The organism is Arenibacter arenosicollis (assembly GCF_014397245.1).
Classification (GTDB): domain Bacteria; phylum Bacteroidota; class Bacteroidia; order Flavobacteriales; family Flavobacteriaceae; genus Arenibacter; species Arenibacter arenosicollis.
Genome location: NZ_JACLHY010000015.1, coordinates 1 through 25,472, shown reverse-complemented (window position 1 = coordinate 25,472; position 25,472 = coordinate 1). Strand labels below are relative to the sequence as shown.

Genomic DNA, 25,472 nt, shown 5'->3' with positions numbered 1-25,472 from the left:
ATTTTAGGCTTAACCAACAAAAATTAAACTTTTTCAGCTACTTATGAAGAATTATATATCTTCCATCTTCTTACTATTTTCATTTGTCTTATTTTCTCAAGAACTTGTAGTAAAGGAGTCTATTTACAATCCTTCAAGCAATATCAATGATGGTGTTATAAAATTAGAGGTAGACGGAGGTACTCCTCCTTACCAGTATAAATGGAGTAATCAAAGTACTCCTTTAACTGCCAATCAAGCTACCAATTTAGTTGAAGGGTTAACCTATATGGTCACTATTACCGATTCAAATGGATTGAAGGTGACCAAGCAGTACAAAGTTCCTACGCAGGCCATTACTGAATTTTTTAATGGAGTTATGACACCGGCGGTAAGCGCTTTGGGATCCGTTCTTTTTTGGGATCCCTTCGCAGCGATTGGAATCTACGATCCAGTGGCATACTCGGATGTGAAACGTATTGCTATTCCGGGATGGTCGCCAGAGTTACAGGATAAATTTATTTTAAAACAATGGTTAAAGTCTGAGGGGCAAGACGTAAAAAAGGGAGATGAAATTGCCGTTATTTCCAAAAAAGATGGAACCACCGAAACGATAATTTCACCAGTAAATGGAAAAATAAAGCATTTGGCCAAGGAAGGCGGAGTAATTTATAATTCCGAAAATCAGGAGCATGTAATAGAACAAGGGGCACATATCTTGGCAGAGATAAAATATGATGAACCTGTTATTATTACGCATCCCAATGGTGATCCACAGCAAAAGGCAATTCCATTCATCGTAGTATGGCTGGTTATCGGGGCCGCTTTCTTTACGTTGAGAATGGGTTTTATAAATATTAGAGGCTTCAGGCATTCCCTTGACCTTGCCAGAGGTAAATATGATGACCCGGATGCTCCAGGTCAAGTAACCCATTTTCAAGCATTGGCAACTGCAGTATCCGGAACGGTCGGACTCGGGAATATAGCCGGGGTAGGTGTAGCAGTTTCCCTTGGAGGTGCTGGTGCAACATTTTGGATGATCGTATGTGGCTTGTTGGGTATGTCTTCCAAATTTGTGGAATGTACCTTGGGGGTTAAATATAGAAATATACTTCCCGATGGCCGAGTGTTTGGCGGCCCAATGAACTATTTACGTTACGGTTTGGAGAAAAGAAACTTAAAAGGATTCGGTAAAGTACTTGCCGGAGTATTTGCAGTTTTGGCTGTAGGAGCTTCTTTTGGGGGAGGAAATATGTTTCAAGCAAATCAATCCTTTGAACAGCTTTCCGGACAGTTCCCGGCATTGCAAGGCAATGGGTTCTGGTTTGGAATAATTACAGCAATACTTGTTGGGGTTGTAATTATTGGAGGTATAAATAGTATTGCCAATGTTACGGGTAGAGTGGTTCCCATTATGGCCTCCATTTATATTCTGGCTGCCTTAACAGTAATCATAATCAATATAGAAAATATTGGACCTGCTTTTGCAGCTATTGTAGACGGTGCTTTTAGCCCAAGTGCACTTAGAGGTGGTGTTATAGGGGTGCTGATCGTTGGTTTTCAACGGGCTGCATTCTCCAACGAAGCCGGAGTGGGTTCTGCTGCAATTGCACACAGTACAGCAAAGACAAATCATCCGCCATCGGAAGGCTTTGTTGCGCTTTTGGAGCCCTTTATAGATACGGTAGTGGTTTGTACCTTAACTGCATTGGTTTTAATCTTTACAGGTATGCACGAAGTAGAAGGAATGGCAGGGGCCCAGTTGACTTCTGATGCTTTTGGTAGTGTTCTATCTTGGTTCCCATATGTTTTAGCCTTGGCAGTGTTTCTGTTTGCATTTTCAACTATGATTTCTTGGTCCTATTATGGGATGCGCGCTTGGACCTACCTTTTTGGAAAAAGTAAAAAAGTGGAATTTGTTTATAAGATGTTATTCCTAGTGTTCGTCGTGGTAGGTGCCTCGGTGAGTTTGGGTGCGGTATTGGATTTTTCCGATATGATGATCCTGGCAATGTCATTCCCTAATATTATTGGGCTTTATTTAATGTCCGGGGAAGTAAAAAGAGATCTTGATGACTATCTAATTAAACTGAAGGCGAATTTGCTTTATAAAAAAAAGGAAGAGGCATAAGTAGACTTTAAAATAATAAACTTCAATCCCACTTTGAGTTCCTTGAATAGGAACGAAGTGGGATTTTATATTTAATACAATTGATTCAACACCGTATTTTTTGGGATAATCCTTTTCGCTTTGATATTTTATTGGAGACAGGTAGTAGGGAAGACCTATCCTGAGTAAGAATTTAGGCGGGCTACAGCATTTAAGTATGTAATACACCACTTTTTGTAATGCGGGCACTGCACATCACATTCTCGGTTGAAAATACAAATAGAGTACATGTCTATTTTAAAATAACTACCTATAAAGAGTGGTTTATGGGTTTATAGTAATATTAATTTTAGGTAAAGCAGACCGCGGTTTTGGAAATAGGACTAAAGAAAAGGCTAGGGGAAGTAATTGTCGAAAAGGTTTTTTTCCAATAGGGTGTTTTATAGGAATATTGGTAGGTTCTTGTTGTTGGGGTTATTTGAATTTATTTCATTTTTAGTATATTTATCTTGTTAACAACGCAGTCAGAAAAGAGGGCAATATTATGAATTCAGCAGCTTTGATAACGATGTCATTGGCGCAGGGGGTAGTAATATCCGTTGCAGCCTATTTTTTTTATAGAATATTGACCATGCCGTCCAAATCGGAACCGGACTCCAATTCGGATAATGATGAGGTGTTGATTAGGCAAAAATATTGAGTCGTGAACAGAAATTCATTAAAATCCCACTTTAGGTTCAATAAACAGGAACGAAGTGGGATCTTTTTTTTATTACTTTTCATAGTTGTTTTTCAAATACTCTATTTTGTGGGCAAGTCTTATCCCGCCCTAGAAAAAGACAATTCCTTTGTAGTCGATGAGGAATACCAAGCTAAATTGGACGAACTTAAAGATAATATCCGAAAGAAGGATACATTCCTATTATACCCATTTAATCCCAACTATATATCGGATTACAAGGGCTATACCGTAGGAATGTCTACCGCGGAAATAGATCGTTTACATGCCTTTAGGGCTAAAAACCAATATGTTAATTCCAGTAAGGAATTTCAAAATGTAACTTTGGTTTCAGATTCCCTTCTGCAAATTATTTCCCCTTATTTTAAATTTCCGGAATGGACAAATAAGGGTAATAGCCATTCCAAAGGTAGTAACGAGTTGGGCCCTTCAAGTACCTCGAAAACCGTTCCAATTCAGAATATAGGGAACTCCGCCGTTTATAGTGAGGTCAATGACCTTAACAAAGTCACTGCAGAGGAATTAAAGTCGATTAAAGGAATTGGAGATGTTTTGTCCCGGCGCATTGTTAAATTTAGAGATATGTTAGGTGGATTTGTGGTCGAAAAACAATTGAGTCACGTCTACGGCCTGGAATCCGAGGTGGTTGCAAGACTTCTAGGCCGATATAAAATATTGGAAAGCCCGTCCATATCCAAAATCAATATCAACCAAGCGTCCCCATATGATCTTGCAAAATTGGTTTATATAAAATATGCCGTTGCAGCAAGGATTGTGGCTTATAGGGAGAAGAATGGTGGTATAAATTCATTTGATGAATTATTAGGTATCGAAGATTTTCCCACGGAAAAATTAGATATAATTGAGTTATATTTGCAATTATAAAAAAAATTGCTAAAATGGTTATTGATACCTCTTCGACAATGAGTTTTGATTACTCCGAAACCCAGCAAATGGTGGCAGCCTCTGCCAAAGAATTTGCTGAACAATATATTAGGCCCTATGTAATGGAATGGGATGAGGCGCAGATTTTCCCAATTGAAGTTTTTAAAAAGGCCGGGGAAATGGGTTTTATGGGGGTTTTGGTTCCTGCGGAACTGGGTGGATCGGGTTTAGGCTACCATGAATATATAGCTATTCTAGAAGAAATTTCCAAAGTGGATCCCTCCATTGGATTATCTGTGGCTGCACATAATTCCTTGTGTACAAATCATATTCTCACCTTTGGAAATGAGGAGCAAAAGAAAAAATGGATTCCAAAATTGGCCACTGCCGAATGGATTGGGGCCTGGGGCCTAACCGAGCACAATACGGGTTCCGATGCCGCAGGTATGAATACTACAGCGGTTAAGGAAGGCGACTCCTGGGTCTTAAACGGGGCAAAAAATTTTATTACACATGGCAAGAGTGGTGATATTGCCGTCGTAATTGTACGGACAGGAGATAAAGGGGATAGTCATGGTATGACAGCCTTTGTCGTAGAAAAAGGAACACCTGGATTTGCCAGCGGTAAGAAAGAAAATAAGTTGGGGATGAGGGCCAGTGAAACGGCCGAATTAGTCTTTGATAATTGTAAGATTCCCGATGCCAACAGGCTGGGTGGAGTAGGAGAAGGGTTTGTACAGTCTATGAAAATCTTGGATGGTGGAAGAATTAGCATTGGAGCTTTGTCCCTTGGTATTGCCAAAGGGGCTTATGAAGCGGCACTAAAATATTCTAAAGAAAGAGTGCAGTTTGGAAAGCCTATTAGTCAATTTCAAGGCATTTCCTTTAAACTTGCAGATATGGCTACGGAAATTGAGGCTTCGGAATTACTGTTGCATAAGGCTGCTTTTCTTAAAAACGAGGGTCGTAATGTTACCAAATTGGGAGCTATGGCCAAAATGTTTGCCTCCGAAGTATGTGTTAAAGCAGCTAATGAAGCGGTACAAATTCACGGTGGATATGGCTATACAAAAGATTTTCCTGTAGAAAAATTTTATAGGGATTCCAAGCTTTGCACTATTGGGGAAGGCACCACCGAAATACAGAAAGTGGTCATAGCTAGAAAAATTTTAAAATAAATATTTGTAATTCAGTTTTAAGGTTTATATTTGCAGCCTTAATCACAAAAGAGAGGAGGTTATTGCCCATGTTAATAATACCAATAAAAGAAGGAGAAAACATCGATAGAGCTTTAAAGCGTTTCAAGCGTAAGTTCGATAAGACAGGTACAATGAGACAGTTGAGAAAGCGTCAGCAGTTTACAAAGCCATCTGTAGAGAATAGAGCGAAGATTCAGAAAGCTCAATATATTCAAGGTTTAAGGGATAAGGAAGAAATCTAATCCTGCTTGAATGCATATCAGTATAAAAAGTTCCACTTATGGTGGGACTTTTTTTTTGTGCCATATTATATTGGGTATTATCTTTTGTAACTTTGATTTATGGCTATTAAATCCTTTATTTCCTATTTATCATTGGAGAAGAACTATTCTCCACACACTACCAAAGCCTACCATAACGATTTGATTGCATTCCAGAACTTTTGTAAGCAACAGTTCGATGTAGGTGATATTGATCAGGTGTCCTATAGCTTAATTAGAAGTTGGGTTGTTGCTTTAGTGGAATCAGGGGTCTCCCATAGGTCTGTAAATAGAAAAATAGCTTCCTTAAAAGCATATTACAAGTTTTTGTTGGGGCTTGGAATTATATCTATCAACCCCTTGGCAAAGCATAAGGCTCTTAAAACTGCAAAAAAAATTGAGATTCCATTTTCTGAAGTAGAAATGGAGGGAGTGCTTTCCCAAATGCCCTTCGAGGATAATTTTGAAGGTAGACGGGATAAATTAATTATTGAATTGTTATATACGACAGGTATAAGACGGGCCGAACTGATTGGGCTTAAAGTGAAAGATGTAGATTGTCAGGCCATGACGATAAAGGTTTTGGGGAAGCGCAACAAGGAAAGAATAATTCCTCTTTTGGAGGCAACCAAAGAATTGTTTTTGAGTTATAATCTTCAGCGCAATGAATTGGAGACAGTTGAGGATGATGCGTATATTTTTCTCACCGAAAAAGGCAATAAAATGTATGAAACACTTGTTTATAGAATTATTAATAAGTATTTTAGTTTAGTGTCGGCCAAGGTAAAAAAGAGTCCGCATATTTTAAGACATACCTTTGCTACACATTTGCTGAATAAGGGTGCGGATTTAAACTCCGTAAAGGAGTTGTTGGGGCACTCCAGTTTGGCGTCAACACAAGTATACACCCATAATAGTATTGCGGAATTAAAAAAAGTACATTTCTCGGCTCATCCTAGAAACAAGAAATAGTACTCTAGTTGTATTAGATTGTTTAACTCTATTAAAACTTCATTCTATGAAAGTAAATGCACAATCGGTGAATTTCACTGCAGACGGAAAGCTTATTGATTTTATTCAGACAAGGTTGAATAAAATGGAACTGTTTTATGATAAAGTAATTAGTTCCGATGTATATCTTAAGGTTGAAAACACAAGTGCCAAGGAGAATAAAATTGTGGAAATCAAGGTGCTAGTTCCAAAAGATAAGTTCGTGGTTAAAAAGCAATGTAAGTCTTTTGAAGAGGCTATAGACACCGCTTGTAGTTCGTTGGAAAGAAAGCTGGTTAAGCGAAAAGAAAAAATAAGATTAAATGCTTAAAAAAATTATCAAAAAAAGTTTTGATTAAATAAATAAATATCTACATTTGCAGTCCGTTAGAAATAGCGGACTTTTTTTTAACGAAAAAAGTAACAAAAGCCGATGTAGCTCAGCTGGCTAGAGCAGCTGATTTGTAATCAGCAGGTCGTGGGTTCGAGTCCCTCTATCGGCTCAAAAAAAACAGAAATAGTTTTATTTTTGTTTGGATTTTTGAAATAGAGTTGAAAAGCGTCCGGGGCGAGAAGTTTAGCCCGAGCGTAGTCGAGGGAAGTTCCTCTTTCGGCTCTGAAAAAGTAAGAAAATTAAATTTTCTTAAGTTCTTTAAAATATGGTTTGGGGAGATACTCAAGCGGCCAACGAGGGCAGACTGTAAATCTGCTGACTACGTCTTCGCAGGTTCGAATCCTGCTCTCCCCACAAAAAGGCTTTTATTAGTCTTTGTATGAAAATACAGAAAGTTTTTTTTGAAATAATGAAATTAATTTTTAGGTTTGCCTAAAAATTACAATGCGGGAGTAGCTCAGTTGGTAGAGCGTCAGCCTTCCAAGCTGAATGTCGCCGGTTCGAACCCGGTCTCCCGCTCAAGATTTTAAAAGCAAAAGCTCCTTTGATGGGGCTTTGCGCAATTAAAATTAAATGGACGAGATTTTCGTATCCTGTCCAGAGCGCCGCCGAGGGTAAACTTCGTCAACGCTCTAAAACTTTGGGTATAGGGTTATAGTTTTAAATTGGGCCTAGCTCAATTATTAAAATTAAAGATGCCGGTGTAGCTCAGGGGTAGAGCGTTTCCTTGGTAAGGAAGAGGTCATGAGTTCAAATCTCATCATTGGCTCAATTAAGGCATTATTTGTACACTAATATAAACTAAGAATTAAAATTAACAAACATGGCAAAGGCAACATTTGATCGTTCCAAACCGCATTTAAATATAGGTACTATTGGACACGTGGATCACGGTAAAACTACATTGACTGCTGCGATTACTACGGTATTGGCAAACGCAGGACTTTCTGAAATGAGAAGTTTCGATTCTATCGATAACGCTCCTGAAGAAAAGGAAAGAGGTATTACTATTAATACTTCACACGTAGAATACTCTACCGCGAACCGTCACTATGCTCACGTGGATTGTCCAGGTCACGCGGATTACGTAAAGAACATGGTTACTGGTGCTGCTCAAATGGACGGTGCTATTTTGGTTGTTGCTGCTACTGATGGTCCTATGCCACAGACTCGTGAGCACATCCTTTTAGGACGTCAGGTTGGTATTCCAAGAATCGTTGTTTTCTTGAACAAGGTTGATATGGTTGATGATGAGGAGCTTTTGGAATTGGTTGAAATGGAAGTAAGAGAATTGCTTTCTTTCTATGAGTATGATGGTGACAATGGTCCTGTTATCTCTGGTTCTGCTTTAGGTGCCCTTAACGGTGAACAAAAATGGGTTGATACAGTTATGTCTTTGATGGAAGCTGTTGATAGCTGGATTGAATTGCCACAAAGAGATGTTGATAAACCTTTCTTGATGCCAGTTGAAGATGTATTTACTATTACAGGTCGTGGTACTGTTGCTACTGGTCGTATTGAGACTGGAGTTGCAAATACAGGAGATCCTGTTGAAATCATCGGTATGGGAGCTGAGAAATTGAACTCTACAATTACTGGGGTTGAAATGTTCCGTAAAATATTGGATAGAGGTGAAGCTGGTGATAACGTTGGTATCCTTTTGAGAGGTATTGAAAAATCTCAAATTAAAAGAGGGATGGTAATTTGTAAGCCAGGTTCTGTTAAGCCACATGCTAAATTTGAAGCTGAGGTTTATATCCTTAAAAAAGAAGAAGGTGGACGTCACACTCCATTCCATAATAACTATCGTCCTCAGTTCTATGTAAGAACTACCGATGTTACTGGTACTATTAATCTTCCTAGTGGAGTAGAAATGGTTATGCCTGGTGATAACCTTACTATTATTGTTGACTTGTTGTCTCCAATTGCACTTAGTGAAGGTTTGCGTTTTGCGATCCGTGAGGGTGGTAGAACAGTTGGTGCTGGTCAGGTTACCAAGATATTAGATTAATATTTTAGTATAGTATTGTTTACATTGAGGGTGTCTTGCTAAAGCGGGATACCTTTCAATGTAAATATAAACGGGTGTAGCTCAGTTGGTAGAGCACTGGTCTCCAAAACCAGGTGTCGGGAGTTCGAGCCTCTCCGCCCGTGCAAAAAAAATAATGGGTTCTTTTCTGATTGGGATGATGTCGTCAGTGTATTTTTAAGACCTTGTTTTATTGTTAAGAAAAAAAATATTTCGCAGCATGTTTACATATATAAAGGAATCTATAGACGAACTTAGAAATAATGTTACATTACCTTCAAGAGCGGAGTCTTCCAACTTGATGGTGATCGTGGCCGTGTTTTCTATAATTTTTGCGCTTGCGACCTGGGGTGTTGATAGTTTGTTTGGTAAGTTGATACAACTGTATTTCAATAACATAATCAATTAAGAAGCACTGTATGTCAGAAGTATTGGATAAGAAATGGTATGTTGTAAGAGCTGTAAGTGGTCAGGAAAATAAAATAAAAGGCTATATAGAGGCAGAAATTGCTAGGCTTGGTTTTGAAGATTATTTGGAGGAGGTTCTAGTTCCTACTGAAAAAGTGGTGCAGATTAGGAATGGAAAAAAGATAAATAAAGAACGAGTTTATTTTCCGGGATATATAATGATCAAAGCGAACCTTGGAGGGGAGATGATTCATATTATCCGTTCGATCACCAATGTAATTGGATTTTTGGGTGAGACCAAAGGCGGGGATCCCGTTCCTTTGAGAAAGTCGGAAGTGAATAGAATGCTAGGGAAAGTTGATGAATTGGCTGTTAAGACCGATAGTGTAGCTATACCATTTGTGTTTGGTGAAACTGTAAAGGTGATTGATGGGCCATTTAATGGTTTTAACGGGACTGTTGAAAAAATTAACGAAGAAAAACGCAAACTGGAAGTAATGGTGAAAATCTTTGGAAGAAAGACGCCATTGGAGCTCAGTTATATGCAAGTAGAAAAAGTTTAATAAGAACTGTTACATAGTTAAAAGAAGTGTTGCTTCCAAATTAACACTTTTTAAATTTAATTTTAAACAATGGCAAAAGAAGTAAGTAAAGTAGTTAAACTACAAGTTAGGGGAGGTGCAGCGAATCCGTCGCCACCGGTTGGACCCGCTTTAGGTGCTGCCGGGGTCAACATTATGGAATTCTGTAAGCAATTCAATGCGCGTACACAGGATAAACCAGGCAAAGTATTGCCAGTTGCGATCACGGTTTATAAAGACAAGTCGTTCGACTTCGTTGTAAAGACACCGCCGGCGGCAGTTCAATTAATGGAAGCGGCTAAGATTAAAAAAGGATCTGGCGAGCCTAACAGAAACAAGGTTGCAAGTGTATCTTGGGACCAGGTCAAGTTGATCGCAGAAGACAAAATGGTAGATCTAAATGCCTTTACGGTAGAATCCGCAATGAGTATGGTTGCAGGTACAGCTAGATCTATGGGTTTAAAAGTTTCGGGCAATAGACCTTTTTAAAATCTTAAAAGCAATTTAGAATGGCAAAATTAACAAAGAAGCAAAAAGAAGCCCACGGTAAAATAGATAAGAATAAACTCTATTCTGTTGAAGAGGCATCTGCTTTAGTAAAAGAAATAACCAATACAAAATTTGATTCATCTATTGAATTGGCAGTACGTTTGGGCGTTGATCCAAGAAAAGCCAATCAAATGGTTCGTGGAGTTGTTACACTTCCCCACGGTACCGGTAAAGATGTAAAAGTTTTGGCTTTGGTAACACCGGACAAAGAGGCAGAGGCTAAAGAAGCTGGAGCTGATTTCGTAGGGTTGGACGAATATTTGGAGAAAATTAAAGGCGGTTGGACCGATGTTGATGTAATCATCACTATGCCAAGTGTTATGGGTAAGCTAGGTCCTTTAGGTAGAGTCTTGGGACCAAGAGGTCTTATGCCAAACCCAAAAACAGGTACGGTTACTATGGATGTTGTCAAAGCGGTTACAGAAGTAAAAGCTGGTAAAATCGATTTTAAAGTGGATAAAACAGGAATTGTGCATGCTGCAATCGGGAAAGTTTCTTTCTCAGCTGATAAAATAGCAGATAATGCCAATGAACTTTTGGAAACCTTGATGAAATTGAAACCAACAGCAGCTAAGGGGATATATGTAAAGACTATTTACATGTCCAGTACAATGAGTCCAAGTGTTGCATTAGATCCAAAAGTAGTTTAACTGGTAGTTAAAAATTTTTATTATGACAAGAGAAGAGAAATTAAATGTTATACAAGATTTAACTGCACAGTTAGGGGATAGCTCCACTATATATTTAGCTGACATTTCTGGATTAAATGCTGAAACAACTTCGGCTTTAAGAAGGGCGTGCTACAAGGCTGATATAAAACTTGCTGTAGTTAAAAATACCTTGCTTGCAAAAGCAATGGAGGCTTCGGATAAAGATTTCGGTGAACTTCCTACTGTATTAAAGGGGAATACCTCTTTAATGTTTTCGGAAACCGGAAATGCACCTGCAAAGCTTATCAAGACTTTTAGAAAGAAGTCTAACAAGCCTTTGTTGAAAGGAGCATATATTGCCGAAGCAATTTATGTTGGTGATGATCAATTGGATGCTTTAGAAAGCATTAAGTCTAAAGAGGAAATGGTTGGAGAAATTATTGGATTGTTACAATCCCCAGCCAAGAATGTTATTTCTGGACTTAAATCTGGTGGTGGTAAACTTGCCGGAATCCTTAAGACATTATCAGAAAGATAATACGTACGCACTAAAAACAATTATATTTTAAAATTTTATTAAACGATAGAAAAATGGCAGATTTAAAAGATTTCGCAGAACAATTGGTTAACCTTACAGTAAAGGAAGTAAATGAGTTGGCTAATATATTAAAAGATGAGTACGGTATAGAGCCTGCAGCTGCTGCAGTTGCTGTTGCTGCTGGTGGCGGTGCTGCTGAAGGTGGTGAGGCTGCTGAAGCTCAAACTGAATTTGATGTTATATTGAAAGCAGCTGGTGCTTCTAAATTAGCAGTAGTTAAATTGGTTAAGGAATTAACTGGTTTAGGATTGAAAGATGCTAAAGATATCGTTGATAGCGCACCAAAAGCCGTTAAGGAAGGTGTTTCTAAAGACGAAGCTGAAGGAATTAAAAAATCTTTGGAAGAAGCAGGAGCGGAAGTTGAGCTTAAATAATAGTAACAACAACCATTATTATTTTGGTTTAGGTCTTTCCGCTTTTTGTGGCTAGACCTAAGCCTTTTTATACATACCGTGTATATTGTAGTACACTACCCAATTAAAATATTCACGTTCAAAATTTTGTCCATAGATGTTCACAAATCAGACTGAAAGAATAAGTTTCGCATCCGCTAAGAACACTCCGAACTATCCGGATTTCTTGGACATTCAGATTAAATCATTTCAAGATTTTTTTCAGCTTGAAACTAAATCTGACGAGAGGGGCAATGAAGGGTTGTATAACACCTTCATGGAAAACTTTCCCATTACAGACACGAGGAACCAGTTCGTATTAGAATTTTTAGATTACTTCATTGATCCACCGAGATATTCCATTCAAGAATGTATTGAGCGTGGACTTACTTATAGTGTTCCATTAAAAGCAAGATTAAAATTATATTGTACAGATCCCGAGCATGAGGATTTCGAGACCATTGTACAAGATGTGTACTTAGGAACCATTCCTTATATGACTCCTAGTGGTACCTTTGTTATCAATGGTGCGGAACGTGTTGTTGTTTCTCAGTTGCACCGTTCTCCAGGGGTTTTCTTTGGTCAATCTTTCCATGCTAACGGAACTAAGTTGTATTCTGCTAGGGTTATTCCTTTTAAAGGTTCTTGGATAGAATTTGCAACAGATATCAATGGTGTTATGTACGCCTATATTGATAGAAAGAAAAAATTACCGGTTACCACCTTGTTCAGAGCTATTGGCTTTGAAAGGGATAAGGATATTTTGGAGATATTTGACCTTTCTGAAGAGGTTAAGGTTTCCAATGCCGGCTTGAAAAAAGTATTGGGTCGTAAATTGGCGGCTAGAGTGTTGAACACATGGCACGAGGATTTTGTGGATGAGGATACTGGCGAAGTGGTATCTATTGAAAGAAATGAGATTATCCTTGACCGTGATACTATTTTAGAAAAAGATCATATTAATGAGATATTGGAAGCTGATGTGAAAACTATTCTTTTGCATAAAGAGAATAACGCACAGAGCGATTATGCCATTATCCATAACACCCTTCAAAAGGATCCAACAAACTCTGAAAAAGAGGCTGTTGAACATATTTATCGTCAACTGCGTAATGCAGAACCGCCAGATGAGGAAACAGCTCGCGGTATTATAGATAAATTGTTCTTCTCTGATCAGCGTTATAACCTTGGTGAGGTTGGGCGTTATAGAATGAACAAAAAATTGGGATTGGATATTGGAATGGACAAGCAGGTTTTGACCAAGGAAGATATCATTACCATTATTAAATATTTGATCGAGTTGATCAACTCAAAAGCTGAGATCGATGATATTGATCACCTTTCCAACCGTAGGGTTAGGACTGTAGGTGAGCAATTATCCCAGCAATTTGGTGTTGGTCTGGCACGTATGGCCAGAACAATTCGTGAGCGTATGAACGTACGTGATAATGAAGTGTTTACCCCGATCGATTTGATCAATGCCAAGACCTTGTCTTCGGTTATCAATTCGTTCTTTGGTACCAACCAGTTATCTCAGTTTATGGATCAAACAAATCCATTGGCGGAGATTACGCACAAAAGAAGATTATCGGCATTGGGACCAGGTGGACTTTCTAGGGAAAGAGCAGGGTTTGAAGTACGTGATGTTCACTATACTCACTACGGAAGACTTTGTCCTATTGAAACACCGGAGGGACCGAATATTGGATTGATATCTTCACTTTCGGTATTTGCCAAGGTAAACCCTATGGGCTTCTTGGAAACACCATATCGTAAAGTGGAAAATGGTACGGTAGATATTAACGATTTCAGGTACCTAAGTGCAGAAGAGGAAGAAGGAATGAAAATTGCCCAGGCAAACATTCCTATGGATGAAAAAGGTAAAATTACTGCGGAGAAGGTAATTGCAAGGGAAGAAGGGGATTTCCCGGTAGTAGACCCTGCGGAAATTCAGTATACCGATGTTGCACCAAATCAAATCGCTTCTATTTCAGCATCTTTAATTCCATTTTTGGAGCATGATGATGCTAACAGGGCATTGATGGGATCAAACATGATGCGCCAGGCAGTTCCTTTGTTGAAACCAGAATCTCCAATTGTAGGTACAGGTTTGGAGCGTCAGGTAGCTTCTGATTCAAGGGTGTTGATCAATGCAGAGGGAGATGGGGTTATTGAATATGTTGATTCCCAAAAAATCACCATAAAATACGACCGCACAGAAGAACAAAGATTGGTGAGCTTCGAAGAGGACTCCAAGACTTATGAGTTGGTCAAGTTTAGGAAAACAAACCAAGGAACCAGTATTAACCTTAAGCCTATTGTTAAAAAAGGTTACAAGGTTAAAAAAGGACAGGTTCTATGTGAAGGATATGCAACTGAAAGTGGCGAATTGGCACTTGGAAGAAACTTGGTAGTGGCATTTATGCCATGGAAAGGTTATAACTTTGAGGATGCTATCGTGATTTCTGAAAAAGTGGTACGTGAGGACATCTTTACTTCTATTCACGTAGATGAGTACGCTTTGGAGGTAAGGGATACGAAATTGGGTGCTGAAGAGTTGACCAATGATATTCCTAACGTTTCTGAAGAAGCGACCAAGGATTTGGATGAGCACGGAATGATCCGTATTGGTGCAGAAGTTAAGCCTGGAGATATTCTAATTGGTAAGATTACTCCCAAAGGTGAATCAGATCCTACACCTGAAGAAAAATTATTACGAGCCATTTTCGGTGACAAAGCCGGTGATGTAAAAGATGCTTCTTTGAAGGCTTCTCCATCTTTAAGGGGAGTAGTTATTGAAAAGAAGTTGTTTTCTAGGTCTGTTAAGGACAAGCGTAAACGTTCTGAAGATAAGGAAGACCTTGCTAAATTGGAGTTGGAATACGAAGTGAAATTTGAACAGTTAAAAGATGTATTGGTTGAAAAGCTATTTACATTGGTCAACGGTAAAACTTCACAAGGGGTATTGAATGACCTTGGGGAAGAAGTGCTTCCTAAAGGAAAGAAGTATACCATGAAAATGTTGAACGCTGTTGATGATTTTGCCCATCTGGTTGGTGGAACTTGGACAACGGATAAGGAAAGCAATACTCTGGTAACGGACCTTTTACATAACTATAAGATAAAACTTAACGATCTTCAAGGTAACCTTAGAAGGGATAAGTTTACTATTTCTGTAGGAGATGAATTGCCAGCTGGAATTATGAAATTGGCCAAAGTTTATATCGCTAAAAAACGTAAACTTAAGGTTGGTGATAAAATGGCAGGTCGTCACGGTAACAAAGGTATCGTATCAAGAATTGTACGTCATGAGGACATGCCGTTCTTGGAGGATGGAACACCTGTGGATATTGTATTGAATCCACTTGGGGTACCTTCCCGTATGAACATTGGGCAGATATATGAAACCGTATTGGGATGGGCTGGTCTAAAATTAGGGAAGAAATATGCGACCCCAATTTTTGACGGTGCAACCTTGGATCAAATTAATGCCTATACTGATGAAGCTGGAATCCCAAGATTTGGACATACGTATCTTTATGATGGTGGTACAGGTCAGCGTTTTGATCAACCAGCAACGGTTGGAGTTATCTATATGTTAAAATTAGGACATATGGTTGATGATAAGATGCATGCTAGATCCATTGGACCATACTCACTTATTACGCAACAACCATTGGGTGGTAAAGCACAATTTGGTGGACAGCGTTTTGGAGAGATGGAAGTTTGGGCACTTGAAGCTTATGGTGCCTCTGCTACACTTCGTGAAATATTGACCGTTAAGTCGGATGATGTTATAGGTAGGGCCAAGACTTACGAGGCGATCGTAAAAGGAGAGACCATGCCAGAACCTGGTTTGCCAGAATCTTTCAACGTATTAATGCACGAACTTAAGGGATTAGGTTTGGATATTAGATTGGAAGAATAACAAGGATAGGTTTTGAACACTATTCCTAATAACAAGAATTAAATTAGTATCAGATTATAGTTATGGCTAGACTAAAAGATAATAATACCATTAAAAGGTTCGATAAAATTTCAATCGGTTTGGCATCTCCAGAAGCTATTTTGGCAGAGTCAAGAGGTGAGGTTTTAAAACCTGAAACTATTAACTATAGAACGCACAAGCCTGAGCGGGACGGTCTATTCTGTGAGCGTATTTTTGGTCCTGTAAAGGATTATGAGTGTGCCTGTGGAAAATACAAAAGAATCCGTTACCGTGGTATTGTTTGTGATCGTTGCGGGGTAGAAGTAACAGAGAAAAAGGTACGTAGAGATAGGGTAGGACACATTAATTTGGTGGTTCCTGTTGCCCATATCTGGTATTTCCGTTCCCTGCCCAATAAAATTGGTTACCTTTTAGGTTTACCTTCCAAGAAATTGGATATGATCATTTACTACGAACGTTATGTAGTAATTCAACCAGGTATTGCCAAAGGACCAGAAGGCGAGGAAATTCAAAAAATGGATTTCTTAAGTGAAGAGGAGTATTTAAATATATTAGAGTCCATTCCACAAGAGAATCAGTACTTGGAAGATTCTGACCCCAACAAGTTTATCGCTAAAATGGGTGCGGAATGTCTTATTGATCTTTTGGCCAGAATAGACTTGAGCCAATTGTCTTATGATTTAAGACATAAAGCCAATACTGAAACTTCCAAACAACGTAAAACCGAGGCCCTGAAAAGACTTCAAGTTGTTGAAGCTTTAAGGGAATCACAGGAAAATAGGGAAAACAGGCCAGATTGGATGATCATGAAGGTTATCCCTGTTATTCCACCGGAATTACGTCCATTGGTGCCATTGGATGGAGGTCGTTTTGCAACCTCGGATTTAAATGATCTTTATAGAAGGGTTATTATTAGAAACAACCGTCTAAAAAGATTGGTAGAGATTAAGGCACCTGAGGTGATTCTTAGAAATGAGAAACGTATGCTTCAGGAAGCGGTAGATTCCTTATTTGATAATACTCGTAAGGCATCTGCAGTTAAAACTGAATCCAATAGGCCATTAAAGTCACTTTCAGATTCATTAAAAGGTAAGCAAGGACGTTTCCGTCAAAACCTATTGGGTAAACGTGTGGATTACTCCGCCCGTTCGGTAATCGTTGTTGGACCTGAAATGAAATTGTTCGAATGTGGTCTGCCAAAAGATATGGCAGCTGAGCTTTACAAACCTTTTGTTATCCGTAAGCTGATAGAAAGAGGTATTGTAAAAACCGTAAAATCGGCCAAAAAGATCATAGATAAGAAAGAACCGGTTGTCTGGGATATTCTGGAAAATGTATTAAAAGGACATCCTGTAATGTTGAACAGGGCCCCTACATTGCACAGATTGGGTATCCAGGCGTTCCAGCCAAAACTTATTGAAGGAAAAGCCATTAGGTTACATCCATTGGTATGTACTGCATTTAATGCGGATTTTGACGGGGATCAAATGGCAGTTCACTTACCATTGGGACCAGAAGCTATTCTGGAATGCCAATTGTTAATGTTGGCTTCGCATAATATTTTGAACCCTGCAAATGGTTCACCTATTACCGTACCATCTCAGGATATGGTCTTGGGTCTATATTATATGACCAAAGAAAGAAAGTCTACCCCAGAGGTAGCTGTGAAAGGCCAAGGATTAACTTTCTACTCCTATGAAGAGGTGGTTATCGCCTTTAATGAAGGAAGATTGGATCTTAACGCAGGTATTAAGGTACGTGCCAAAGATTTTAATGAAGCTGGGGAATTGGTTAATCAAATTATACCAACTACAGTAGGTAGAGTATTGTTTAATATGGTAGTTCCTGAAGAAGCAGGATATATCAATGAGGTATTGAACAAGAAATCGCTAAGGGATATTATTGGTAATATTTTAAGAGTTACCGATGTACCAACAACAGCAGATTTCTTGGACAAGATAAAAACTATGGGGTATGAATTCGCTTTTAAAGGTGGTTTGTCCTTTAGTTTGGGGGATATTATTATTCCACCAGAAAAGCACGAAATGATTGCTGATGCCAATACTCAGGTAGATGGAATTATGGCCAACTATAACATGGGGCTCATTACCAATAACGAACGTTACAATCAGGTAATTGACGTTTGGACTTCTACCAATGCAATGTTGACGGAATTGGCCATGAAGCGTATTCGTGAAGATCAACAAGGTTTCAACTCAGTGTACATGATGTTGGATTCTGGTGCAAGGGGTTCCAAGGAGCAGATTCGCCAGTTGACCGGTATGCGTGGATTGATGGCGAAACCAAAGAAATCTACAGCTGGAGGTGGGGAAATTATTGAAAACCCTATTTTATCCAACTTTAAAGAGGGTCTATCCATTTTGGAATACTTTATTTCTACTCACGGTGCACGTAAAGGTCTTGCAGATACGGCGTTGAAAACGGCGGATGCTGGTTACTTGACTCGTCGTCTAGTGGATGTTTCACAAGATGTAATCATCAATATTGAAGATTGTGAAACGCTAAGAGGTGTTCAGGTAGAGGCTCTTAAGAAAAACGAAGAGATTGTTGAAACTTTAGGGGAGCGTATCCTTGGAAGGGTTTCTTTACATGATGTTTATGACCCTATTTCTGAAGAATTGCTTTTAAGGGCAGGTCAAGAAATTATGGAGTCCGATGTTAAGAAAATTGAGGCTTCTCCGGTTGATAAAGTAGAGGTACGTTCAGCCCTTACATGTGAGGCTCAGAAAGGTATTTGTGGTAAATGCTACGGAAGAAACTTGTCTACCAATAAAATGGTACAACGAGGTGAAGCTGTGGGTGTTGTTGCTGCTCAGTCGATCGGTGAACCAGGAACACAGTTAACGTTGCGTACTTTCCACGTTGGAGGTATTGCAGGTAACATTTCCGAAGAAAATAAATTGGAGGCCAAGTTTGGCGGAATTGCAGAAATTGAAGATTTAAGGACTGTTTCCAGTCAGGATGGTGAAGGTAAAAAATCTGAAATCGTTATTTCTAGGACTTCTGAAATTAAGGTTGTAGATGCCAAGTCTGGAATAACCCTGAGTACCAATAATATTCCTTACGGTTCTCAATTGTTCATTAAGAACGGTGAAAAAATCGAAAAAGGTCAGGTTGTTTGTTCTTGGGATCCATATAACGGGGTTATTGTATCAGAATTCCCTGGACAGATTGCATATGAGAATATTGAACAAGGTGTTACCTATCAGGTAGAGATCGATGAGCAAACCGGATTCCAAGAGAAAGTAATTTCTGAATCTAGGAACAAGAAATTAATACCAACCCTATTGATCAAGAACAATAAGGATGAAGTATTACGTTCTTATAACCTTCCTGTTGGATCGCACATCATGGTAGATGATGGAGACAAAATTAAAGAAGGTAAAATTTTGGTTAAGATACCACGTAAATCAGCCAAGGCTGGGGATATTACTGGTGGTCTTCCAAGAGTTACCGAATTGTTCGAAGCACGTAACCCATCTAACCCTGCGGTTGTTTCCGAAATTGATGGTGTTGTTTCTTTTGGTAAAATTAAAAGAGGTAACCGTGAGATAATCATCGAATCCAAATTGGGTGAGGTTAAAAAATACTTGGTTAAATTGTCCAATCAAATTCTTGTTCAAGAAAATGATTATGTACGTGCCGGTATGCCATTATCCGATGGATCAATTACGCCTGAAGATATTTTGTCCATTAAAGGACCTTCAGCTGTACAGCAATACTTGGTGAACGAAGTTCAGGAAGTATATCGTTTACAGGGCGTGAAGATCAATGATAAGCATTTTGAGGTAGTAGTTCGTCAAATGATGCGTAAAGTGCGTATTGAGGATCCGGGAGATACTATATTCTTAGAAAATCAATTGGTTCACAAGGATGATTTCATCCAGGAGAACGATGAGATTTATGGACAGAAAGTAGTTGAGGATGCTGGAGAATCGGAGAACTTGAAACCGGGTCAGATTGTAAGTGCCCGAGAATTGAGGGATGAAAACTCAATTCTTAAACGTAATGATAAGAATTTAGTAACTGCTAGGGATGCTGTTGCTGCTACGGCGACACCAATTCTTCAAGGAATTACACGTGCGTCCTTACAGACCAAATCATTTATATCGGCTGCTTCATTCCAGGAAACGACCAAAGTACTTAACGAAGCTGCAGTAAGCGGTAAGATTGATACTCTGGAAGGATTGAAAGAAAATGTAATTGTAGGTCATAAAATACCTGCAGGTACCGGAATGAGGGATTATGAGAATATCATTGTAGGCTCAAAAGAGGAATACGATGAAATCATGGCTCGAAAAGAGGAATTGAAATTCTAAATAATTAGAACCTCGGTGTTATTCACCGAGGTTTTTTTTTGGATAAGTCCAAGAAATAGTTTAATGTAGTTTAACATAAAAGTAATAGTTAATCATTTTTTAGAATGAGTGATAAAGATCAAAACCAAAAGCAGATCAATATAGAATTGGATGAAAAGACAGCTGAAGGGATTTATTCCAATCTAGCTATAATCAATCATTCCGTGTCGGAGTTTGTAGTGGACTTTATTAGTATGATGCCCGGTGCTCCCAAAGCAAAGGTTAAAAGTAGAATTGTACTCACCCCTCAACATGCCAAAAAATTCTTAAAGGCATTAGGGGATAATGTGAGTCGCTTTGAAAAGGCTCATGGCACTATTAAAGATTATGAACAGCCTCCGATACCCTTAAATTTTGGGCCTACGGGTGAAGCTTAAAAAAAAACCTTCTGTTTGTGCAGAAGGTTTTTTTCGTTTTATGGTAAAGCTTAATCAAATTCGGAAGTGAAATGAAGTTTTACATTCGGATATTTTTGCTGTGTCATTTGCAGTGAAAATTGGGAATCCGCAAGAAAAACAAGTTGTTTTCGTTTATCCATGGCCAAAAACTTCTGTTTAACACGTTTAAATTCTTTAAATTCATCACTGTTCTTGTCTTTTGGATCCACCCAACACGCTTTGTAGACGGGAAAATTTTCATAGGTACATTTAGCTCCATATTCATGCTCCAAACGGTATTGAATTACTTCAAACTGTAAAGCACCTACGGTTCCTATGACTTTTCTATTATTCATTTCCAAGGTGAACAATTGGGCCACTCCTTCATCCATTAATTGATCAATGCCCTTGTTGAGTTGTTTGGCTTTCATGGGGTCGGCATTGTTGATATATCTGAAATGCTCTGGTGAAAAACTCGGGATTCCTTTATAATGTAATATTTCACCCTCTGTTAGGGTATCACCAATTTTAAAATTTCCGGTATCATGCAATCCCACAATATCCCCGGGATACGAAATATCTACGATTTCTTTTTTCTCGGCAAAAAAAGCGTTGGGACTGGAGAATTTTAAATTCTTTTTTTGGCGGACATGAAGATAGGGTTTGTTTCTTTCGAAGGTCCCTGAAACTATTTTTATGAAAGCTAGGCGGTCCCTATGCTTGGGATCCATATTGGCGTGTATTTTAAAAACAAAACCAGTCAACTCCTTTTCATTGGCTTGTACCAAACGCTCTTCGGCCATTTTTGCACGTGGAGAAGGGGCAATGTCTATAAAACAATCCAACAGTTCACGTACCCCGAAATTGTTAAGGGCGGAACCAAAAAATACGGGTTGTTGAGTTCCTTTAAGGTAACTTTCCTTGTCAAAGGGAGGGTAAACACCGTTAACCAATTCTAGATTGTCCCTTAGTTCTGTGGCTGCCTTTGCTCCGATAATTTTTTCGAGTTGTGGGTTGTTTATGTCATCGAAAGCAATGGTATCTTCAATATTCTTTTTGCTATCCCCGCTAAATAGATTAATGTTTTTTTCGTAGATATTGTAAATTCCTTTAAAATCATAGCCCATTCCAATGGGGAAACTTAAAGGTGTTACGGAAAGGCCAAGTTTTTGTTCCACTTCGTCCAATAAGTCGAAAGCATCCTTTCCTTCCCGGTCCAATTTGTTTATGAAAACAATCATGGGAATGTTTCGCATCCTACAAACTTCTACTAATTTTTCAGTTTGCTCTTCCACACCTTTTGCAACGTCAACCACCACAATTACACTGTCAACAGCCGTAAGGGTCCTAAAAGTGTCCTCTGCAAAATCTTTGTGGCCCGGGGTGTCCAGGATATTTATTTTTTTGTCTTTGTAAAGAAAGGCAAGTACAGAGGTAGCAACGGAAATACCCCTTTGCTTTTCAATTTCCATAAAGTCGCTCGTTGCAGTTTTCTTTATTTTATTGTTCTTTACTGCCCCTGCTTCCTGAATGGCTCCGCCAAATAGTAGTAATTTTTCTGTAAGTGTTGTCTTTCCCGCATCGGGATGCGATATTATTCCGAAAGTCCTTCTTCTTTCAATTTGTTCCCTAAAACTCATTGATCATTTGATTTCGGCAAAAATAAGTCAAAATAATTTTTTTCAATAGGCAATCTCGGGTAAATACAACAAAGATTTCATAATTGGAAGATATTCTAGTTTATGGATCGGCATAATGTGGAATTATGACTACAGTGATTCCCTTTTGTAATTATTGAGGTTGGTAAAGTCGCTAAATTTTGCGAACGATTTTTGGTTTAATTATTAAGTTTTTGGGGTTACTTTTTCATGTGCGTAAAATCCATAAATTTAATATAAGTCTAAGGCCTAATTTTTTGTTTTTAGGCATTGTTGAATATTGTGATTATTGGATTTAATTCTAAGATCATCATTAAAATGTCAAGCACTTTTCCCTACTTAATGCGTAAGAAAATAGATACGAAGTGCCATTGTGATTTTAAGACTTTTTATTGGATAAACGGTGCAAATTTAAGGTCCATTATAATTAATATTAACACTTTGTCGAGTAATACGGTTATTGGCAGATTTTCTTTAATTTATGGCTTGAAAACCTTATGAGTATTGATTTTTTAGACATATCTTGCATGTAATTTTGGAGTTGGCCCCAACTTCTTACATCTATTATTACCTATTATGCCATGGTGATTAGTTGAAACAAAACTATCATTTATGGAAAAAATTACTTTCTTTAATTTTAAGGGAAAAGTGAGTGGTGCCTTAATTTTGCCAATAGCTTTTTTGGCCTTACTACTTACTGCCTCTTTTGACAATATTTCTACTTTTCAACCATATGACATTGTTTATGTGGATTCTGATGGTGATGGGATTATAGATTCAGATGATATTGATTCAGATGGTGATGGTATAATAGATTCAATTGAAGGCGATATTGATACTGATGGCGATGGAATTCCGAATTACCTGGATGTTGATTCGGATAATGACGGTATATTGGATAATATTGAAGCACAGGCTTCGCGGAATTACATCTTTCCTTCCAAGACGGATAATGATAAAAATGGATTGGATGATGCATATGAGACAACTGCAGGAAGTGGCGAAGGTCTTATTCCTGTCGATACAGATAAGGATGGAATTCCTGATTATCTGGATTTGGATTCTGACAATGATGGAATACTCGATAGTCTTGAATCCAGTGAACTAAGTTCAGGTTTTGATTGTGAAAGTATACCGAAATTGAATTTCAGTAATGCGCCGATCTTGGAATCTGGTGATGCTTTGTCAGAAGGTGCCGTATACAGGTTTTCTAATATTACAAATGATCTTGATGCTTTAGTAACCATTGAAAGTGTGGTAAGTGGCAGAATTAGCACATTGGACCAAAATTCGGTTGACCCCGAATTTTTTAAACCTGAAATTGAGTTTACAACAACTGATGGTACAAGAAGGCCCTACGTAGATTTAAGAATTACCATGGTGAAAACAGGAACCAATGAAACTACCGTTCTTAATGAACTAATTGCCAATTTTATAGACGTAGATGGGAACATTCAATATCAGGAATTCAATAGATTCGATACTCCTGTAAGTTATACTTATGACAACCCTACTGAAGTAGGGCTTAACTATACATCAGGTGGGCTATTAATTAATGGTGGAATAAAGGAATATGACGGAATATCCAATATTCATCCGTCGGTTAATGTAGCTGTCCAATTTATTAACATAAATACATTTGTTTTCAGATTTGGAATACAAACCCAGACTACAGCGAATTTCACTACAGATGTCCCTAGGCAGTCAGGAATTCAATTTTCTTGTCTAGAAAACTTCATTGATCCTCAGACAATTACTTTTAGTAAGGATATAGATTCTGACGGGGATGGCTATCCGGATAGGGTAGATATCGATTCGGACAATGACGGTATTCCTGATAATGTGGAGGCCCAGCTTACTGATGGTTATATTCCGCCAACCGGCCTGGATGAGGACAAAGATGGGTTGGACAATGCTTATGATGGGCCGGTTAACCAGGGACTTATTCCAGTGAATACCGATGGTACGGATCTACCGGATTATTTGGACTTGGATACAGATAATGATGGAGTCCCAGATAATATCGAAGGAAATGACTTCAATTTCGATGGTACTCCGAATCAAGTTTATACAGGAATAGATAGTGATGAAGATGGTTTGGACGATGGTTATGAGGGTGATGATGCAAATGATGACTTCGATGTAAATGATGAAATAAATAATCCAGCTGGAGACCTTCCAAATACCGATGGTACCGATGACGTGAATTATCGGGATATTGATGATGACGGGGATGGGGTAACCACAGTAAAGGAGAAAGAAGATGAAACTAATCCACTAGATCCCTGTGACTATAATCCGGAAAGTATAACCTTGATACAAAATGGAGCCTATCTAACCGCCGATTGTGATGGGGACGGAGTAACAAATGAAAAAGAGATAGAGGACGGAACAGATCCCAAGGATTCCTGTGATTTTGTATTGGCCCACCAAACAGTGGAAACTTCCAATACTTGGAACGATTTGGACTGTGACGGTGACGGGGTGACCAATGAGGACGAGAAAAAAGATGGTACAGATCCTTTGGATCCATGTGATTATCTTCCCGAAAGTATAACCTTAACACCTAGTCCAGCATGGGAGATACTTGACTGTGATGATGATGGCAATCCCAATGGAACGGATCCAGATCCACTTGTAGCCACTGCAAGGGATGACTCGGGTTCAACCCCTGCTTTGACCGAAGTCGCTATCAATATTTTGGAGAACGATGATTACTTGCCAAATAATGATTCCAATAATTTAGGCATTACCAGTTTGACCATGATTGGTGGTAGTGCCCTAGGTACAGTTTCTTTTGATGCAGAAACAGGTTTTGTAACCTACACCCCAGTAGAGTCAGAATCTAATTCGACTGTTACCATTATTTATCAAGTTTGTAATGTAATCCCCGATCCAAATGTTTGTGCTTCGGCAACGGTGACCATTCAGGTAGGTCCTGATATGGACAATGTATTGGATGCTGTGGACGATAGCTATACCGTGGATACGGGTGTTAGCGGAGTGATCCCTGACAGCAATGTGCTGGATAACGATACCCTTAACGGTGATCCTGTAGCGCCTACGGATGTAGTGCTTACTTCGACCCCAACGGACGAACTGACGATAAACGAGGATGGCAGCGTGAGCGTAGCCCCTGGCACTGCTGACGGTACCTATACCATAGACTATACGATCTGCGAGGCGGCCAATACGGACAATTGTGATTCCGGTACGGTAACCATTCAGGTAGGTCCTGATATGGACAATGTATTGGATGCTGTGGACGATAGCTATACCGTGGATACGGGTGTTAGCGGAGTGATCCCTGACAGCAATGTGCTGGATAACGATACCCTTAACGGTG

General features: G+C 38.8%; 19 protein-coding genes and 5 tRNA genes. 23 read left to right on the top strand and 1 reads right to left on the bottom strand.

Going from position 1 to position 25,472, the window contains the following annotated elements:
* Positions 1-43 precede the first annotated feature (43 nt).
* From H4O18_RS14245 to H4O18_RS14140, 22 genes are all read left to right on the top strand, one after another.
* A complete protein-coding gene (locus H4O18_RS14245) occupies positions 44-2,110 on the top strand; it encodes an amino acid carrier protein (protein WP_187585703.1) in 2,067 nt (688 codons plus the stop codon).
* A 523-nt stretch (positions 2,111-2,633) separates the two neighbouring features.
* A complete protein-coding gene (locus H4O18_RS14240) occupies positions 2,634-2,789 on the top strand; it encodes a hypothetical protein (RefSeq protein ID WP_187585701.1) in 156 nt (51 codons plus the stop codon).
* 3 nt (positions 2,790-2,792) lie between these two features.
* Positions 2,793-3,713: a helix-hairpin-helix domain-containing protein gene (locus tag H4O18_RS14235; RefSeq protein ID WP_187585699.1), complete on the top strand. Its 921-nt coding sequence runs from the start codon at positions 2,793-2,795 to the stop codon at positions 3,711-3,713.
* Between the two features lie 38 nt (positions 3,714-3,751).
* Positions 3,752-4,891 carry an acyl-CoA dehydrogenase family protein gene (locus H4O18_RS14230; protein ID WP_187585872.1) on the top strand — a complete coding sequence of 380 codons (1,140 nt, stop codon included), beginning with the start codon at positions 3,752-3,754 and terminating at the stop codon, positions 4,889-4,891.
* Positions 4,892-4,959: 68 nt separating this feature from the next.
* The gene (gene rpsU / locus H4O18_RS14225; protein WP_031444836.1) at positions 4,960-5,154 is read left to right on the top strand and encodes a 30S ribosomal protein S21; all 195 of its coding nucleotides are present in this window, start codon (positions 4,960-4,962) and stop codon (positions 5,152-5,154) included.
* A 99-nt stretch (positions 5,155-5,253) separates the two neighbouring features.
* Positions 5,254-6,144: a tyrosine-type recombinase/integrase gene (locus H4O18_RS14220; RefSeq protein WP_187585697.1), complete on the top strand. Its 891-nt coding sequence runs from the start codon at positions 5,254-5,256 to the stop codon at positions 6,142-6,144.
* Positions 6,145-6,190: 46 nt separating this feature from the next.
* The gene (hpf, locus tag H4O18_RS14215) at positions 6,191-6,493 is read left to right on the top strand and encodes a ribosome hibernation-promoting factor, HPF/YfiA family (RefSeq protein ID WP_103442758.1); all 303 of its coding nucleotides are present in this window, start codon (positions 6,191-6,193) and stop codon (positions 6,491-6,493) included.
* A gap of 98 nt (positions 6,494-6,591) precedes the next feature.
* A tRNA-Thr gene (locus H4O18_RS14210) sits at positions 6,592-6,665 on the top strand.
* Positions 6,666-6,828: 163 nt separating this feature from the next.
* Positions 6,829-6,910: transfer RNA gene (locus H4O18_RS14205), tRNA-Tyr, on the top strand.
* Positions 6,911-7,002: 92 nt separating this feature from the next.
* Positions 7,003-7,075, top strand: a tRNA-Gly gene (locus H4O18_RS14200).
* Between the two features lie 178 nt (positions 7,076-7,253).
* A tRNA-Thr gene (locus H4O18_RS14195) sits at positions 7,254-7,325 on the top strand.
* 54 nt (positions 7,326-7,379) lie between these two features.
* The gene (gene tuf / locus H4O18_RS14190; protein ID WP_187585695.1) at positions 7,380-8,567 is read left to right on the top strand and encodes an elongation factor Tu; all 1,188 of its coding nucleotides are present in this window, start codon (positions 7,380-7,382) and stop codon (positions 8,565-8,567) included.
* Between the two features lie 70 nt (positions 8,568-8,637).
* A tRNA-Trp gene (locus tag H4O18_RS14185) sits at positions 8,638-8,710 on the top strand.
* 95 nt (positions 8,711-8,805) lie between these two features.
* The gene (gene secE / locus H4O18_RS14180; protein ID WP_187585693.1) at positions 8,806-8,994 is read left to right on the top strand and encodes a preprotein translocase subunit SecE; all 189 of its coding nucleotides are present in this window, start codon (positions 8,806-8,808) and stop codon (positions 8,992-8,994) included.
* Between the two features lie 10 nt (positions 8,995-9,004).
* The gene (gene nusG / locus H4O18_RS14175; RefSeq protein ID WP_103442761.1) at positions 9,005-9,556 is read left to right on the top strand and encodes a transcription termination/antitermination protein NusG; all 552 of its coding nucleotides are present in this window, start codon (positions 9,005-9,007) and stop codon (positions 9,554-9,556) included.
* Between the two features lie 69 nt (positions 9,557-9,625).
* Positions 9,626-10,063: a 50S ribosomal protein L11 gene (rplK, locus tag H4O18_RS14170; RefSeq protein WP_103442762.1), complete on the top strand. Its 438-nt coding sequence runs from the start codon at positions 9,626-9,628 to the stop codon at positions 10,061-10,063.
* A 20-nt stretch (positions 10,064-10,083) separates the two neighbouring features.
* The gene (gene rplA / locus H4O18_RS14165) at positions 10,084-10,773 is read left to right on the top strand and encodes a 50S ribosomal protein L1 (protein WP_187585691.1); all 690 of its coding nucleotides are present in this window, start codon (positions 10,084-10,086) and stop codon (positions 10,771-10,773) included.
* Positions 10,774-10,795: 22 nt separating this feature from the next.
* The gene (gene rplJ, locus H4O18_RS14160) at positions 10,796-11,311 is read left to right on the top strand and encodes a 50S ribosomal protein L10 (RefSeq protein ID WP_103477258.1); all 516 of its coding nucleotides are present in this window, start codon (positions 10,796-10,798) and stop codon (positions 11,309-11,311) included.
* Positions 11,312-11,364: 53 nt separating this feature from the next.
* Positions 11,365-11,745 (top strand): 50S ribosomal protein L7/L12, encoded by a 381-nt coding sequence (rplL, locus tag H4O18_RS14155; RefSeq protein ID WP_111625450.1) that lies wholly within the window; start codon positions 11,365-11,367, stop codon positions 11,743-11,745.
* A gap of 136 nt (positions 11,746-11,881) precedes the next feature.
* The gene (rpoB, locus tag H4O18_RS14150) at positions 11,882-15,691 is read left to right on the top strand and encodes a DNA-directed RNA polymerase subunit beta (RefSeq protein WP_187585689.1); all 3,810 of its coding nucleotides are present in this window, start codon (positions 11,882-11,884) and stop codon (positions 15,689-15,691) included.
* A 62-nt stretch (positions 15,692-15,753) separates the two neighbouring features.
* On the top strand, positions 15,754-20,052 hold the full coding sequence (gene rpoC, locus H4O18_RS14145; RefSeq protein ID WP_187585686.1) for a DNA-directed RNA polymerase subunit beta': 4,299 nt from the start codon (positions 15,754-15,756) through the stop codon (positions 20,050-20,052).
* Between the two features lie 104 nt (positions 20,053-20,156).
* Positions 20,157-20,468, top strand: a complete 312-nt coding sequence (locus tag H4O18_RS14140; RefSeq protein ID WP_072863284.1) for a DUF3467 domain-containing protein — start codon at positions 20,157-20,159, stop codon at positions 20,466-20,468.
* A 50-nt stretch (positions 20,469-20,518) separates the two neighbouring features.
* On the opposite strand, the gene H4O18_RS14135 is transcribed toward H4O18_RS14140, so the two are convergent.
* Positions 20,519-22,108: a peptide chain release factor 3 gene (locus H4O18_RS14135; protein ID WP_187585684.1), complete on the bottom strand. Its 1,590-nt coding sequence runs from the start codon at positions 22,106-22,108 to the stop codon at positions 20,519-20,521.
* Between the two features lie 630 nt (positions 22,109-22,738).
* Here H4O18_RS14135 and H4O18_RS14130 point away from each other — a divergent pair.
* Positions 22,739-25,472, top strand: a 2,734-nt coding sequence (locus H4O18_RS14130; RefSeq protein ID WP_187585682.1) for an Ig-like domain-containing protein, incomplete at its 3' end; no start/stop codon positions are given.